This window comes from Streptomyces sp. NBC_00490 (genome assembly GCF_036013645.1).
GTDB lineage: Bacteria > Actinomycetota > Actinomycetes > Streptomycetales > Streptomycetaceae > Streptomyces > Streptomyces canus_F.
The window spans coordinates 4,546,099-4,560,834 of record NZ_CP107869.1; the positions used below are offsets into that span (position 1 = coordinate 4,546,099).

Below are 14,736 nucleotides of genomic sequence, written 5' to 3' on the forward strand. Positions count from 1 at the left end.
CCGCACCACACCATCGGGAGCATGCGTCGTACGTTCCTGTCCCTGGCCGCGGCCCTCGGCTTCCTCATGTCGTCGTCCGGCACGGCCGTCGAGGCGGCCCCGGAGACGGTCCCGTACGGCGGCCACGAACGGCAGACCATCACGGTCTACGGCGACCGGGGCGCCCCGCCGCTGGTGATCCTGCACGGCGGGTACTGGGCCGAGGACGCCGACTGGAGCCGCACGGCACGGTGGCTGGCGGCCCGGGGCTTCCGCGTCTACGAGACCGACTACCGCCTGAACACCGACGCCCGCTGGCCCGCGCAACGCGAGGACGTCAGGGCGGCGCTGCGCTGGATCGCCGCCGACTCCCCCGGCCGGCCCCTGCTGCTCGGCTCCTCCGCGGGCGGCCAGCTCGCCCTGGACGCGGCGACGTACGGCGCGGGCGGATCGCTGGTCCGGGGCGTGGTGGCCCTCTCCCCGGTCGCCTCCCCCTACCGCGCCTGGGTGGACGGCGGCCGCCCCGGAGCCACGGCCCAGCAGCGCCGCCTACGCCAGGAGGCGCGGCGCCTGGTCGGCTGCGACCCCGACCGCACGGGCCCCCGCTGCTGGTCCCGCTGGACCGACCTCGCGGCCCGCACCCACGCCTCCGGCCCGAACGACGCCCCGATGCTGCTCATCCACTCGAAGCGGGACTTCGTACCACCGGCCCACTCGACGGAACTGGCAGCGGCGGAACGCGGGTTGGGCCACCAGGACATCACCGTACGCACCCTGGAGGGCGCCTCCCACGGAGGCGCCCTCATGAGGCAGACGGAGAAGCTGGTCCTACGTTGGCTGTCGAGGCATGCGTAAGCACCAGCCCACCCAGGGGCGCGGGGAACTGCGCGACCCGCCCCCACCGGCCCGCAGCCCTGTCACCGCAGACGCCGCCGCCCCGGAAGGATGGTGAACACACCCGCACCCAGCAAAACGGCCGTACCGGCCACCAGCCCCAGGGCCTTCAAGGCGTCGTGGTCCTCAGAGCCCGTCGCGGCGAGCCCACCCGAGGTCGACGAACCGCCCCCCGTCGACGACGATCCACCGGACGCCCCGCCCTCCTGCTCGGCCGTGTCCAGAGTCAGCGACACGGACGTCTTGTCCGGCGTGCACGTCGTCGTCGTACCGAGCGCCTTGATCGTCAGCACCCCCGGCGACAGCGTCGACTCACCCGTTGCCCCCGGCTTGTAGGTACCGGTCATGTCCGGGATCTCGATCGGGTCGCCCGACTTGATCTCCTCGGCGTTGACCGGCCCCTCCACCGCCACGGACCCCTTGTCGGCGCCGCCCAGGACGACGTTCATGAACGGCTGGAGCTTGCCCGCGGGAATGGGCGCCGGACTGTTCATCGGCGACCTCTTGAACTGGACGGTGATGTCGAAGTCCCCGCCGTTCTTCTTGGCGTTGATCTGGATCGTGGAGGTCGCCTTCTGGGTCCCGATGGGCGACTCGCAGGTGTAGGGGATGTCGACGACCTCGCCGGTGAAGTCGGTCTGCCCGCCGCCGGTCTCGGAGGGACTGGCGGAAGGGCTCTCCGTGGCGGTCTGCGTCGGCGTCGGGGACGTGCTCTCGCTCTCGGTCGGACTCGGGGTGGGAGTCGGTGACGAACTCCCGTCGCCCTCCTCGACCTTGATGGTCGCCGCCGACGGCACGGTCTGCGTCGGCGTGCAGTTCGTGTCCGTGCTGAAGGCGGTGATCTTGTACGCGTCCGGCGTCAGCGTGACCTCGCCGGCCGTCGTCAGCTTCAGCTTGCCCTTCATGTCGGAGAGGACCATGGCGCCGCCCTTGGGGATCGCCGGGTTCTCCTGCGGGCCCTCCATCGGGACGTCGGCGCTCTGGGCGCCGGCCGCCTTCAGGGTGCCGGACGGCTTGACGGAGTTCGCCGGCAGGTCGATGAGGTCGGGGTTCTTGGAGGCTGCCTGGACGAACTTCCACACCACCTCGACCTCGTCGCCGACCTTGGCGGTGGCCGGCGCGGTGATCTCGACCTTGGTGGTGCCGTCGACCGGGTCGAGCCCGGAGGCCGCGGGCGGTACGCACTTGGTGGCGAACGACACCTCGGCGGCCTGCGCGGGCCCCGCGGCCACACCGATCAGCGCGCCCGCACAGCCGAGCGCGAGCGCGACTCTCGCGCCCGGCAGGACTCTCCTTCGCTGTCTCACGTGGATCCCTTTCTGGTGGGGGTCGTGGAGTTGTCGTCGTGCGGTGCGGAGAGCCGGCCGGCGGCGCCCGGATCGGAGTCCGGGGTGAACCACGGCAGGGTCGAAGGGGGCGGCGGCTCCCGGTCCGGGGTGTGCAACCCCGGCAGCCGCAGGGTGAGTTCGGGCAGTCGTAGCCGGACCGGGGTCCGGGCGCGGCCGGACCGGTGCGGCCGCGCCCGGTCGATCACGGCCATCCCGACACGGAACAGCGCGGCGGGCACGACCAGACAGACCAGGATCCAGAACACGGTCACGCCCCAGGGCCGGCCCACGCCCCAGGGCTGTTCGGCGAGGACCTTGCCGCCGTACTTGAGGGACACGGTGTAGTCGCCGTGCGCGCCGCCGGTGAGCTCGACGGGCAGTTCGATGCGCGCCTTCTTTCCTGGCTCGATCGTGCCGCGCCACTGCTGTTCCTCCCACTGCGGCGCGAACACGCCGTGGGAGGTGCCGACCTGGAAGAGGGGGTTCTTGATCTCCGAGGTGCCGACGTTGCCGACGGTGAAGACGAGGGTGCGCACGGGCGGTGCCCCGAACCAGGTCAGCAGTCCGCCGGAGCCGTCGAGCCGGGTGTCGGTGAGCACCGAGAGCCGCCCGCCGGAGGCCTCAGCGGGCAACGGCTCCACCGCGTGTCCGGCGACCTGGAAGATGGCGTCGGCCTCGGCCTTCGCCCCGGTCACCGTCGCCACGTGCACCACACAGGGGCAGGGCACGGGCGGCTCGGCGACGGGCAGCTTCTTGCTGAAACGGCCGTCGGCATCGGTGGTGACGGCCCGACCGTCGGCGTTGGCGCAGGAGTTGGTCCCGCCTGGCACACCCCGTGACGGCACGGCCTGACCGCAGACCAGGATCATCAGCAGCGCCTTCGAACGCCAGCCGCTGCCGGTGACGGTGATCGAACCACCGGTTCCCGCCTGGGACTTGGAGAGCTTCACGGTGGGCCGCTCGGCGGCCTGGACGGGCAACGACACGACCGACACCAGCGCCAGGAGCGCCGCCAGCACCAGGATCCGCACCTTCACGACACCGCTCCCGTCAACTCGACCTCGGCACAAGAGGGTTCAGGCACGTCGCCCTTACGGCGCCTTCGACGTCGTACGACGAACAGCGCACCCCCGGCGGCCACCGCCCCGGCGATCCCCGCCCCCCACCGCCCGCTCCCCGTCGACACACGCGCCGTGTCCCGCACCCCGCCCGCCGCCGTCACCGTCAGCCGCACGTCGACGGAGTCCAGCGCGGGCGCACTCCACGGCTCGCTGAGCCTGAGCCGCCGCCCCGGCGCCAGCTCGGCCGACAGGGTGCGCGGGGCCCGGTCGAGGACCCGGCCGAAGATTCCGTCCGCGCGGACCGCGAGCGTGGGCACGAGGGGCGTCGTCCCTCGGTTGACCAGCTCGTACGTGATCCGGTCCCCGTGCACGGCAAGGTGCTCGACGGTCAGCGCGGACACGGTGGGCACGGCGGCCCGGAGGTGAACGGCCACCCGCCGGGTACGTCCGTCGGAGTCCCGGGCCACGATCTCGGCGCCGCCGTCCTCGTCCGGAACGGTCACGGTGAAGGGCACCTCGGTACGCGTCCCCGGAGCCAGTCGGAGCCGGGAGTCGGCGAAGACGACCCGGGCACCGACGCCCGACAGCGAGACGTCAACACCCCGCTCCCCCCGATTGACCAACGCCACCGTGTCCTCCAGCACCACCCCGGGCGCCCCCTCGGCATAGAACGCCGGCCGCCCCCCACCCGAGGGCGCGACAGACCACCCGTCGGCGGCAACCGCACCCGGAACGGCGAAGAGCAGAGCGAGCAGGACCAGCCCCAACACCCGAAGGGCGAACGACATCGGCGGCTCCGTAAGTTGTGCGGTGCGGTACCGCGCCCTTAAGGGGCGCGGGGAACTGCGCGACAAGCCACGACGGCGCCGCAGCCGCAAACGGCCCTATCGCGGCAACCCCGAAGGCGCATCTCATCCCGCAGAACGCCGACGCCTCCGCGTAACCCACAACGACCCCGCCGCCCCCGCGAGCAACACCGTGCCACCGAGCGTCCCGAGCGCGATCGCCGAATCCTCAGGCCCGGTCTGCGGAAGCGAGTCACCGGAACCGGATTCGGATCCGCTCTGTGTATCGCCGCCGCCCCCACCACCCGCGGCACTCACATCGAGGCTCAGCGACGGCCCAGGACTGTTCGTCGGCGTACACGTCGTCGTCGTACCGAGCGCGATGATCGTCAGCACACCGGCCGTGAAGGTGACCTTGCCGGACTCCTTCGGCGTGTACGTCCCGCTCAAGTCATTGATCTTGATGGGGGTGTTGGCGGGCACCACCGCCTGGTTGGCCGGGCCGGTCACCTTCAGGGTGCCCTTCTCCGCACCGCCCAGCTGGATGACCGCGCTCGGCTTCATCGACCCCTTGCCCAGGTCGACCGGGCTGGACGAGACGCCCTTCTGCCAGGACATGGTGATCTTGTAGCCGCTGCCGCTCTTGACGCCCTTGATGTCGATGGGCGAGACGGCGCTCTTGTCGCCGATCGGCGTCTTGCACTGGTACTTGACGTCGACGACCTCGGCCCGGGCGGCGGGGGCGGCCATCAGCACCACCGAGCCGGCCAGGGCCGCGGTGGACGCGAGCGCGGCGGTTCGTTTCCGGTACGACACGGTTCCGCTCCCTTACTCGTTTCCCTGACTGGTTCCTGCCTTGCGCGAGTACCTGACGGCACATCAGATGGGCCGTCAAGGTACGCCCGGGCTCGCGAGGAGGGAAGACAAGGTGCGCGCCGGAGTTGTGACGATCCGGCGCGCACGGGAGGAGGTTCGGGTGGAGAGCTAACCCCGGGTAACCCGAGGACGGAGGAGTTCGGGGGCTCCCCAGCGTCTCAGCACCGGCGGCACCTCGACCGTTCCGTCGGCCCGCTGGTGCTGTTCCAGGATGGCGGGCAGCAGCCGGCTGGTGGCCAAGCCCGAGGCGTTGAGGGTGTGGACGTAGGCCGACTTGCCGCCGTTCGCCGGCCGGTAGCGGATGCCGCCGCGCCGGGCCTGGTACTCACGGGCGTTCGACACCGAGCTGACCTCGGCGTACGCGTCGAGGCTGGGCAGCCAGACCTCGACGTCGTAGGTCTTGGCCTGGGCGGGGCTGGTGTCCTCGGCGGCGAGCTGGGTGACCCGGTGGTGCAGTCCGAGCCCGGCGACCAACTCCTCGGCGCGGGCGAGGAGTTCCCGCTGGGCGGCTTCCGAGTCCTCGGGGCGGGCGAACTGGAACAGCTCGACCTTGTTGAACTGGTGGCCGCGCAGGGTGCCCCGGTCGGCGGTGCGGTGGCTGCCGCTCTCCTTGCGGTAACAGGGCGTGTAGGCCACGTACTTGAGCGGGAGCTCGGCCTCGTCGAGGGTCTCGCCGCGGTGCAGGTTCACCAGGGCGGTCTCGGCGGTGGGCAGGAGGAAGTGGTCGTCGTCCGTGCGGAAGACCTCGTCGGCGAACTTCGGGAACTGTCCCGCCGTATAGCCGGCTTCGTAGCTGAGCAGGTGCGGCGGCAGCACGAACTCGTAGCCCGCGCGGCGGTGGGCGTCGAGGAAGTGGTTGAGCAGCGCCCACTCCAGGGCGGCGCCCTCGCCCCGGTAGACCCAGTAGCCGCTGCCGGCGAGCCGGGTGCCGCGCTTGTGGTCGACGAGGCCGAGTTCCTCGGTGAGCCGGACGTGGTCCCTGGCGTCGAAGTCGAACCGGGGCGGGGTTCCGGTGACCCGTACGACCTGGTTGTTCTCCTTGCCGCCCGCGACGACGTCGTCGTCCGGGAGGTTGGGCAGGGCGTCCAGGAACGTCCGGTGGTCCCGCGCCAGCCGGGCGAGTTCCGTCTCGGCCGCGGCCAGCCGGTCGGTCAGCTCCTTGGCGTCGGCCTGGAGTTCGTCGGCGGCTTCGTCCGCCCGGCGTCGTACGGCGATGTCGGCCGAGATCCGCCGCCGCTCCCCGCGCAGCCGCTCCACGGCGGTGCGGGCCTCGCGGAACGCGGCGTCCAGGGCGAGGAAGGCGGGGATGTCGGCGTCCACGGCGCGCTTGCGCAGGGCGTCCTGGACTCGGTCGGGGTGCTGTCGGATGAGGGTGACGTCGAGCATGGTGCCCGCTCCGTCCGGTGCTGCCGGAACGGCAGGCGCCGCCCCGGGGTGGGCCCCTCGGGGCGTGGGCGAGAGGGTGCTCGCGGTGCCACCACGCCTTCACCGTCGTGGAGCCGTGTCGCTGCGGCCGGTACGACGGTCTCGTTCGGGCCCGATGACGGGGGCCGGCCGGCGGGGCATTTCCTCCCCGCACTCGGGAGTGGATTCGCACCGGGACCGCGAGGCCGCCTTCACAGCTGTCGGCGGCTCTCTCTGCTCGCGTGGCCCGGGGCTACTTGTCTCCGTCAGCGCGTTGCGGTCGAGGGTAGGGGGGCCGTGCCCGGCCCGCCAACCGGATTACGCCGGTGCGCCCAGCTCCGCCCAGACCTTCTTGCCCGCCAGTCCGGGGCTGCGGACCACGCCCCAGTCCAGGCAGAGGCGCTGCACGATGAACATGCCGTGGCCGCCGGGGCGGCCCGCGCGGTGCGGGGTGCGGGGGGCCGGCTGGCCGTTGCCCTTGTCGGAGACCTCGACGCGGATCACCTTGTTGTCGAGCGCGATCCACAGCTCGTCGGGGCCCTCGGCATGCAGACAGGCGTTGGTGACCAGCTCGGACACGACGAGCAGGACGTCCTCGGCGGCGGCCCGCTGGTCGGCGCCGGTGGCGGGCAGCCAGCCCCACGCGTACAACGCCTGACGGGCGAAGTCGCGGGCCAGGGGGACGACGCCGCTCGCGCCGTCGAAGCTCAGTCTGCGGACCTGCCGGCCCGCCGACGACTCGGGCGGCACGGCCGCACCCCCTTCGGACATCCCGGAAGCGCCGTCGGCCTCCGGGCCGCGGTCGCCCGGCGAGAAAGGCCGGGTGCTGCTCATCAGCGCTTCACCTCACCGATTCACCAGTTCACAATTCAATAGTCAGAGTTCAGTACGTAGATCGACGATGGATCCGTCGCCGCGCCTGATGTCTTTTTCAGGATGTCTCCTGCCCGACCGAACCGGCGGAACACCCCCCTGTTTCGGCCCGCGCCTTTCCTCGCGAGGCGGACGCGCGTGGAACGCACCGGGCGCACAGGGACGCCCGGGGCACCACGAGGCCCGACGGACCGGCTCAGCCGGTCTCGTCGGCCAGGGCCGCTTCGAGCGTGTCATGGACGGTGAACACCGCATCGGCGCCGGTGATCTCGAAGACGCGTGCCACCACGGGCAGCATCCCGGCGAGATGGACTCCGCCACCGGCGGCCTCGGCCTTCAGTCGTGCGCCGAGAAGTACGTTGAGCCCGGTGGAGTCACAGAACTCCAGACGCGAGCAGTCCACCACCAGCCGATGGAAGCCGTCGTCGAGGCAGGCCTCGAGTGGCTCACGCAACAGATCGGCGGTGTGGTGATCCAACTCACCCGCCGGGGTCACAACGGCGCTGGCGCCTTGTTTCCGCACCTCGACCAGAAGCCGGCCAGACTGTGCGCTGCCGACCGTCCCGCGGTCCATGCCGTCTCTCTCTCCCGACGTCGTGGCTGCTCCTGACGCCCACGAACACTACGCCTTCCCTTCACGCCCCGACACCCGAACATCTGCACACAAACGGACATATCTGAACAGAATGCACTTGCGATGATGTCGGGAAAGCAGGTAGGGCTAGTAAGGACACGTACTCGACACGGCCGGCTTTGGAGGCGCCGCACACCGCAGTGCACGCAAATGGCTTCGGCAGCCCTATGCCGAGAACGATGGAGGACATCATGTCACCCCGGCTCGACGCCTCGCATACCCCTACGGCGACGTCGACATCCCCCCCGGAACATCTGAATCCCATCGAGCTGGACGACCCACTTGCCGGGCTTCCGGAGATCCCCCCGTTCGACGAGGTGGGGCCGGTGGACGCACGGGCCCTTTCCAAGACCCTCTTCGCACGGCTGGAGTCGCTGGAGGAGGGCACGCACGAATACTCGTACGTCCGCAACACGCTCGTCGAGCTCAACCTCGCTCTGGTCAAGTTCGCCGCCTCTCGCTTCCGCTCCCGCAGCGAACCGATGGAGGACATCATCCAGGTCGGCACGATCGGTCTGATCAAGGCGATCGACCGCTTCGAGCTCTCCCGGGGTGTGGAGTTCCCCACCTTCGCGATGCCAACCATCGTCGGTGAGATCAAGCGCTTCTTCCGCGACACGTCCTGGTCGGTGCGCGTGCCCCGCCGGCTCCAGGAGCTCCGGCTCGACCTCGCCAAGGCGGGCGACGAACTGGCCCAGCGGCTGGACCGCGCCCCGACGGTGGGTGAACTGGCCGAGCGCCTCGGCCTGACCAAGGACGAGGTCGTCGAGGGCATGGCCGCGTCCAACGCGTACACGGCCTCTTCCCTGGACGCCCAGCCGGAGGAGGACGACGCCGAGGGCGCCCTGGCCGACCGGATCGGCTACGAGGACCACGGCATCGAGGGCATCGAGTACGTCGAGTCCCTGAAGCCCCTGATCGCCGAACTCCCGCCCCGGGACCGGAAGATCCTCTCCCTGCGGTTCGTGGCGGGCCTGACCCAGTCCGAGATCGGCGACGAGCTCGGGATCTCCCAGATGCACGTGTCCCGACTGCTGTCACGGACGCTGGTGCGGCTGCGGAAGGGCCTGACGGTCGAGGAGTGACACCGCCCGGTGCGAGCGCGGGGCATGACGGTGGTGAGTGCGGGGCGTGCGGGCGGATCTGACGTTTTCGGTCAGATCTCGCGCACGCCCCGTCGCCATACCCCGGCGACCAGCGGCACCCCCGGCCGGTAGGCCAGGTGGACGTGGCTCGGGGCGTCGAGGAGGGTGAGGTCGGCTCGGGCGCCCGGGGAGAGGCGGCCGATGTCGTCGCGGCGCAGGGCCGCCGCGCCGCCCGCCGTGGCCGACCAGATCGCCTCGTCGGGGGTCATGCCCATGTCCCGTACCGCGAGGGCGATGCAGAACGGCACGGACGACGTGAAGGACGAGCCCGGGTTGCAGTCCGTGGAGAGGGCGACCGTGACACCCGCGTCCACCAGGCGGCGGGCGTCCGGCCACTGCGCGCGCGTGGAGAACTCGGCGCCGGGCAGGAGCGTGGCGACGGTGCCGCTGTTCGCCAGTGCCTCCACGTCGGCGTCCGTGAGGTGGGTGCAGTGGTCCGCGCTGGCGGCGTCGAGTTCGACGGCCAGCTGGACGCCCGGGCCGTAGGAGAGCTGGTTGGCGTGGATGCGCGGGTGCAGCCCCTTCGCCTTGCCGGCCGTGAGGATCGCGCGGGCCTGGTCGCCGTCGAAGGCGCCCTTCTCGCAGAAGACGTCGATCCAACGGGCGTACGGGGCGCAGGCGTCGAGCATCTCGCCGGTGACGAGGTCCACATAGGCGGCCGGGTCCTCGGCGAGGTCGGGCGGGACGATGTGCGCGCCCAGGTAGGTGACCTCCTCGGTGTGCGCGGCGGCGATGCGCAGGGCACGGGCCTCGTCCTCGACGGTCAGGCCGTAGCCGGACTTCGTCTCGAAGGTCGTGGTGCCCTGGCGGAGGGCCTCGGCGAGGTAGCGCGTGAGGTTGGCCTCCAGTTCGGCGTCGCTCGCCGCCCGGGTCGCCGCGACCGTCGTGCGGATGCCGCCCGCGCTGTACGCCCGCCCCGACATCCGGGCGTTGAACTCCTGCGTGCGGTCGCCCGCGAAGACGAGGTGGGAGTGGGAGTCCACGAAACCGGGGACGACGGCCCGGCCGGCCGCGTCGACCCGGTTGTCAGTGGCGGGTGCTTTGCTTTGATCACCGGTCCACACGACGCGGTCGCCCTCGATGACGACGGCCGCGTCCTGGATCAGTCCGAGGGGGGATCCGTCACCGAGGGAGGGGTCGTTGGTGACCAGGGCGGCGATGTTGGTGATGAGCGTGCTGGCGGTGCTCGCGGAGTGGGCGGGGCTGACGGTCGTCGCGTTGCTCATGGCGTCCTTGGTGGCCTGGTCGGCGGTGGGGGCGGGTTCGGGGACGGGGGCGGGCCGCGCGGGCGTGCGGCCCGGAGTCATCCGCGCAGGGCTTCGACCGCGTCCGCGAGGGCTTTCGGTACATCCGGTACGAGGCAGTGGGCCCCGTCCCGTACGACATGGCGACCGCCCACGACCGTGTGCGACACGTCTGCTGCCGACGCGGCGAATACGGCCGTCTCGGCCCCGAGCCGCGCAAGCGGCCCTGCCGTCCTGACCGAGTCGAGGGCGATGGTCGTGAAGTCGGCGAGCGCGCCGGCCTCCAGGGTGCCCGCCTCGTCCCAGCCGAGGGCCGCGTGACCGTCGGCGGAGGCGGCCCGTAGCAGCGCGGCGGCGGTCCAGTGGCCCCGGGTGCGGGTGCGCAGGCGCTCGTTGAGCTCCATCGCCCGTGCCTCTTCGAGCAGGTCGATGACGGCGTGGCTGTCGGAGCCGAGGGAGAGCGGGGAGCCCGCCCTCTGCAGGGCGACCGCGGGTCCGATGCCGTCCGCGAGGTCGCGTTCCGTCGTGGGGCACATACAGGTGCCGGTGCCGGAGTCGCCGATGAGGGCGATGTCCTCGTCGGTGAGGTGGGTGTTGTGGACGCCGGTGGTGCGCCGGCCGAGGACGCCGTGCTCGGCGAGCAGCTGGGTGGGGGTGCAGCCGTGGGCGGCCCGGCAGGCGTCGTTCTCGGCGGTCTGCTCGGACAGATGGACATGGAGCGGGGCCCGCCGCTCCTCGGCCCACCGGGCCACGGTCGCCAACTGGGCGGCGGGCACGGCCCGTACGGAGTGGACGGCCGCCCCGATCCGCGCGTGATCCCGATCCTTGAGAACGGAACAGCGTTCGGCCCAGGCGTCCGCGCTGCCGTCGGAGAAGCGCAGCTGGTGGGAGTTGGGCGGCTGTCCGCTGTGCTTGTTCAGGATGCCGGAGGAGAGGTAGGCGGTGTCGAGGAGGGTGATGCGGATACCGGCGTCGGCGGCGGCCGCGATGAGGGCCTCGCCCATGGCGTTGGGGTCGGCGTAGGGGGTGCCGCCGGGGGCGTGGTGGACGTAGTGGAACTCGCCGACCGCGGTGATGCCGGCCAGGGCCATCTCGGCGTAGGCGGCCCGGGCGAGGGCGTGGTAGTTCTCCGGGGTCAGTCGGTCGGCCGTGGCGTACATGACCTCGCGCCAGGTCCAGAAGGTGCCGGAGCCGACCTGGACGGTGGAGCGCAGGGCGCGGTGGAAGGCGTGCGAGTGGGTGTTGGCGAGGCCGGGCAGCGTGAGGCCGCGCAGGATCTCGGCGCCGGGGGGCGGGGTGGGTGTGTCGGTGCGGACGGTGGCGATGCGCCCGTCCTCGGTCGCCACGGCCACGCCCGGCTCGACGTGGGTGTCGAGCCAGGCGTGTTCGAGCCAGTAGGTCTTCCGGGTCACCTGCAGGCCAGCCCTTCCAGTACGTCGGCGAGTGCGAGTACCCCGGCCACGCAGTCGTCCTCGGCCGCGAACTCGGCCGGGGAGTGCGAGACGCCCGTGGGGTTGCGTACGAACAGCATGGCGGTCGGGATGTGCCCGGAGAGGATCCCGGCGTCGTGTCCGGCACCGGTTCCCAGGACGGGGACCTTGAGGTCGGTGCCACCGCCCGTGCCGAGGATGCGGGCGAGTTCGTCGCGCAGGGCGTGGTCGAACTCGACGACGGGGGTGAAGGACTCGCGGACCACGTCGAGGTCGATGCCGTGGGCCGCCGCGTACTCGCGGGCGGCCTTCTCGACCCCGCCGACGACGGCGTCCAGGCTCTCCTGGTCGGCGGCGCGCGAGTCGAGCCAGCCGCGGACGAGGGAGGGGATGGCGTTGACGCCGTTCGGCTCGACGGAGATCTTGCCGAAGGTGGCGACGGCACCGGCGAGTTCGGCCTCGCGGCGGGCGGCGAGGACGGTCTCGGCGTACGACAGCATCGGGTCGCGCCGGTCGACGAGCCGGGTGGTGCCGGCGTGGTTGGCCTCGCCCCGGAAGTCGAACCGCCACCGCCCGTGCGGCCAGATGGCGCTGGCGAGCCCGACCCGGTCGCCGGACAGGTCCAGCGCCCGGCCCTGTTCGACATGCAGCTCGACGAAGGCGCCGATGCGGGAGAGCCGCTCCGGGTCCGCGCCGAGGGCGTCGGGGTCGTACCCGGCGGCCTCCATGGCCCTGGGGAGCGTGACCCCGTCCCCGTCGGTGAGCCGGTGCGCCTGCTCCACGGTGAGCTGCCCCGAGGTGAGCCGCGACCCGACACAGGCCAGCCCGAACCGGGCGCCCTCCTCGTCGCCGAAGTTGACGAGGGCGAGGGGCCTGGTGAACGTCGCCCCGCGGGCCCGGAGTTCATCGAGCGCGGCGAAGGAGGACACGACGCCGAGGGGCCCGTCGAAGGCACCGCCGTCCGGCACGGAGTCCAGATGCGACCCGGTGACGACGGCGTCCCCGGCGGAGGGGTCCCCGAGCCAGGCCCACTGGTTGCCGTTGCGGTCCAGCTCGTAGGTCAGCCCGCGGGCCTCGGCCTGCTCCTTGAACCAGGCCCGGCACTCGCCGTCGGCGCCGGTCCAGGCGTAGCGGCGGTAGCCGTGGGATTCGGGGTGCCGGCCGATGGGCGCGAGCTCGCGCCACATCTCCTGGAAGGAGGGCCGGCTGTGGCCGGCCGGCGCTCCAGGCTGTGGGCAGGCGTTCCGCGGGGCGATGGGGGTCCCCCCGCTCGAACGGAGTTGAGAGTGGGGGAGGGTGGGCACAACCGGACCCGCACCCGGCGACGAGGCCTCGGCCCCCACCGGATCGTTGCCGCCCCGCTCGTCTCCCGGAAGGGTCACGCGTCGTCACCCTCGCGCATGGGCACCCGCACGCCCCGCTCGTCGGCGACCGACGCCGCGATGTCGTATCCCGCGTCCACGTGCCGGATGACGCCCATGCCGGGGTCGTTCGTCAGTACCCGCCGGAGCTTCTCGCCGGCGAGCTTCGTGCCGTCGGCCACGGACACCTGGCCCGCGTGGATCGACCGGCCCATGCCCACGCCGCCACCGTGGTGGATGGACACCCATGACGCCCCGGACGCCACGTTCACCATGGCGTTCAGCAGCGGCCAGTCGGCGATCGCGTCGGAGCCGTCGAGCATGGCCTCGGTCTCGCGGTAGGGGGAGGCGACGGAACCCGAGTCGAGGTGGTCGCGGCCGATCGCCAGCGGGGCCGCCAGCTCGCCCGAGGCCACCATGTCGTTGAAGCGTTCGCCGGCCTTGTCGCGTTCGCCGTAGCCGAGCCAGCAGATACGGGCGGGCAGGCCCTGGAAGTGGACCCGCTCCCCCGCCATCTTGATCCAGCGGTGCAGGGACTCGTTCTCGGGGAACAGCTCCAGGATCGCCTTGTCGGTCTTCGCGATGTCGGACGCCTCGCCGGACAGGGCCGCCCAGCGGAAGGGGCCCTTGCCCTCGCTGAACAGCGGCCGGATGTAGGCGGGGACGAAACCGGGGAAGGCGAACGCCCGCTCGTACCCGGCGAGCTGGGCCTCGCCGCGGATCGAGTTGCCGTAGTCGAAGACCTCGGCGCCGGCGTCCATGAAGCCGACCATGGCCTCGACGTGCCGGGCCATCGACTCCCGGGCGCGCTGGGTGAACCCGGCGGGGTCCTTCGCCGCGGCGTCCGCCATGTCCTCGAAGGCGAGGCCGGTCGGCAGATACGCCAGCGGGTCGTGGGCGGAGGTCTGGTCGGTGACGATGTCGATGGGGGCGCCCATGGCGAGCAGCTGCGGTACCAGGTCCGCCGCGTTGCCGAGGACGCCGATGGACAGCGGCTTGCGCTGGTCACGGGCTTCGACCGCCAGCTGGAGCGCGTGCTCGAGGCTGTCGGCCCGCACGTCCAGGTACCGGTGTTCGATCCGGCGCTCGATCGCCCGCGGGTCGCAGTCGATGCAGATCGCGACGCCGTCGTTCATGGTGACGGCGAGCGGCTGGGCGCCGCCCATGCCGCCGAGGCCGGCGGTGAGGGTGATCGTCCCGGCGAGGGTGCCGTCGAACTTCTTCGCGGCGACGGCGGAGAAGGTCTCGTAGGTGCCCTGGAGGATGCCCTGGGTGCCGATGTAGATCCAGGAGCCGGCGGTCATCTGGCCGTACATGGTCAGGCCGAGGGCCTCCAGGCGGCGGAACTCCTCCCAGTTCGCCCAGTCGCCGACGAGGTTGGAGTTGGCGATCAGTACGCGCGGCGCCCACTCGTGGGTCTGCATGACGCCGACGGGCCGGCCGGACTGGACCAGCATCGTCTCGTCCTGCTTGAGGGTGCGCAGGGTGCGGACCATCGCGTCGTAGGAGCGCCAGTCACGGGCCGCCTTGCCGGTGCCGCCGTAGACGACGAGCTTGTCGGGGTGCTCGGCGACCTCGGGGTCGAGGTTGTTCTGCAGCATCCGCAGGGCGGCTTCCTGCTGCCATCCCAGGGCGCTCAGTTCCGTACCGCGTGACGCTCGGACGGGGCGGGGTCCTGACATGGTCTGCCTCCTAGCGGACTGTTGCTGCTGTTATTCACAT

General features: G+C 71.8%; 13 protein-coding genes. 2 read left to right on the plus strand and 11 right to left on the minus strand.

Features of this window, described 5'->3' with window-relative positions; genetic code table 11:
- The first annotated feature begins 21 nt into the window (after positions 1–21).
- Positions 22–834 (plus strand): alpha/beta hydrolase, encoded by an 813-nt coding sequence (locus OG381_RS20420; RefSeq protein WP_327717504.1) that lies wholly within the window; start codon positions 22–24, stop codon positions 832–834.
- 62 nt (positions 835–896) lie between these two features.
- Here OG381_RS20420 and OG381_RS20425 read toward each other — a convergent pair whose 3' ends face one another.
- From OG381_RS20425 to OG381_RS20455, 7 genes are all read right to left on the minus strand, one after another.
- Positions 897–2,180 carry a hypothetical protein gene (locus OG381_RS20425; protein WP_443061916.1) on the minus strand — a complete coding sequence of 428 codons (1,284 nt, stop codon included), beginning with the start codon at positions 2,178–2,180 and terminating at the stop codon, positions 897–899.
- Complete coding sequence (locus tag OG381_RS20430; protein ID WP_443061917.1) at positions 2,177–3,238, minus strand: hypothetical protein; 1,062 nt, start codon at positions 3,236–3,238, stop codon at positions 2,177–2,179. Before OG381_RS20430 ends, OG381_RS20425 begins: the two co-directional genes overlap by 4 nt.
- Positions 3,235–4,050: a hypothetical protein gene (locus OG381_RS20435; protein WP_327717505.1), complete on the minus strand. Its 816-nt coding sequence runs from the start codon at positions 4,048–4,050 to the stop codon at positions 3,235–3,237. Before OG381_RS20435 ends, OG381_RS20430 begins: the two co-directional genes overlap by 4 nt.
- A 123-nt stretch (positions 4,051–4,173) precedes the next feature.
- Positions 4,174–4,863 carry an LPXTG cell wall anchor domain-containing protein gene (locus OG381_RS20440; protein WP_327717506.1) on the minus strand — a complete coding sequence of 230 codons (690 nt, stop codon included), beginning with the start codon at positions 4,861–4,863 and terminating at the stop codon, positions 4,174–4,176.
- Between the two features lie 168 nt (positions 4,864–5,031).
- Entirely contained in the window at positions 5,032–6,309 is a 1,278-nt protein-coding gene (serS, locus tag OG381_RS20445; protein WP_327717507.1) for a serine--tRNA ligase, read from the minus strand.
- Positions 6,310–6,645: 336 nt separating this feature from the next.
- Positions 6,646–7,161: an ATP-binding protein gene (locus OG381_RS20450; protein ID WP_327717508.1), complete on the minus strand. Its 516-nt coding sequence runs from the start codon at positions 7,159–7,161 to the stop codon at positions 6,646–6,648.
- A 235-nt stretch (positions 7,162–7,396) separates the two neighbouring features.
- Complete coding sequence (locus OG381_RS20455) at positions 7,397–7,774, minus strand: STAS domain-containing protein (RefSeq protein WP_307029767.1); 378 nt, start codon at positions 7,772–7,774, stop codon at positions 7,397–7,399.
- 239 nt (positions 7,775–8,013) lie between these two features.
- Between OG381_RS20455 and OG381_RS20460 the strand changes: the two genes are divergently transcribed.
- Positions 8,014–8,919, plus strand: a complete 906-nt coding sequence (locus OG381_RS20460; RefSeq protein WP_327717509.1) for an RNA polymerase sigma factor SigF — start codon at positions 8,014–8,016, stop codon at positions 8,917–8,919.
- Between the two features lie 71 nt (positions 8,920–8,990).
- Here OG381_RS20460 and hutI read toward each other — a convergent pair whose 3' ends face one another.
- The 4 genes from hutI to hutU all read right to left on the minus strand — a co-directional run bounded on the left by hutI (position 8,991) and on the right by hutU (position 14,696).
- Entirely contained in the window at positions 8,991–10,286 is a 1,296-nt protein-coding gene (hutI, locus tag OG381_RS20465; protein WP_327717510.1) for an imidazolonepropionase, read from the minus strand.
- Entirely contained in the window at positions 10,283–11,635 is a 1,353-nt protein-coding gene (locus OG381_RS20470; protein WP_327717511.1) for a formimidoylglutamate deiminase, read from the minus strand. The genes hutI and OG381_RS20470 overlap by 4 nt, the downstream gene beginning before the upstream one ends.
- Positions 11,632–12,840: an allantoate amidohydrolase gene (locus OG381_RS20475; RefSeq protein ID WP_327722517.1), complete on the minus strand. Its 1,209-nt coding sequence runs from the start codon at positions 12,838–12,840 to the stop codon at positions 11,632–11,634. Before OG381_RS20475 ends, OG381_RS20470 begins: the two co-directional genes overlap by 4 nt.
- A gap of 191 nt (positions 12,841–13,031) precedes the next feature.
- A complete protein-coding gene (gene hutU / locus OG381_RS20480) occupies positions 13,032–14,696 on the minus strand; it encodes a urocanate hydratase (RefSeq protein WP_327717512.1) in 1,665 nt (554 codons plus the stop codon).
- Positions 14,697–14,736 lie beyond the last annotated feature (40 nt).

Coding starts and splice junctions, on each gene's coding strand:
- OG381_RS20420 (WP_327717504.1), top strand. CDS start 22: ATGCGTCGTACGTTCCTGTCCCTGGCCGCGGCCCTCGGCTTCCTCATG.
- OG381_RS20435 (WP_327717505.1), bottom strand. CDS start 4,050: ATGTCGTTCGCCCTTCGGGTGTTGGGGCTGGTCCTGCTCGCTCTGCTC.
- serS (WP_327717507.1), bottom strand. CDS start 6,309: ATGCTCGACGTCACCCTCATCCGACAGCACCCCGACCGAGTCCAGGAC.
- OG381_RS20450 (WP_327717508.1), bottom strand. CDS start 7,161: ATGAGCAGCACCCGGCCTTTCTCGCCGGGCGACCGCGGCCCGGAGGCC.
- OG381_RS20455 (WP_307029767.1), bottom strand. CDS start 7,774: ATGGACCGCGGGACGGTCGGCAGCGCACAGTCTGGCCGGCTTCTGGTC.
- OG381_RS20460 (WP_327717509.1), top strand. CDS start 8,014: ATGGAGGACATCATGTCACCCCGGCTCGACGCCTCGCATACCCCTACG.
- hutI (WP_327717510.1), bottom strand. CDS start 10,286: ATGACTCCGGGCCGCACGCCCGCGCGGCCCGCCCCCGTCCCCGAACCC.
- OG381_RS20475 (WP_327722517.1), bottom strand. CDS start 12,840: ATGTGGCGCGAGCTCGCGCCCATCGGCCGGCACCCCGAATCCCACGGC.
- hutU (WP_327717512.1), bottom strand. CDS start 14,696: ATGTCAGGACCCCGCCCCGTCCGAGCGTCACGCGGTACGGAACTGAGC.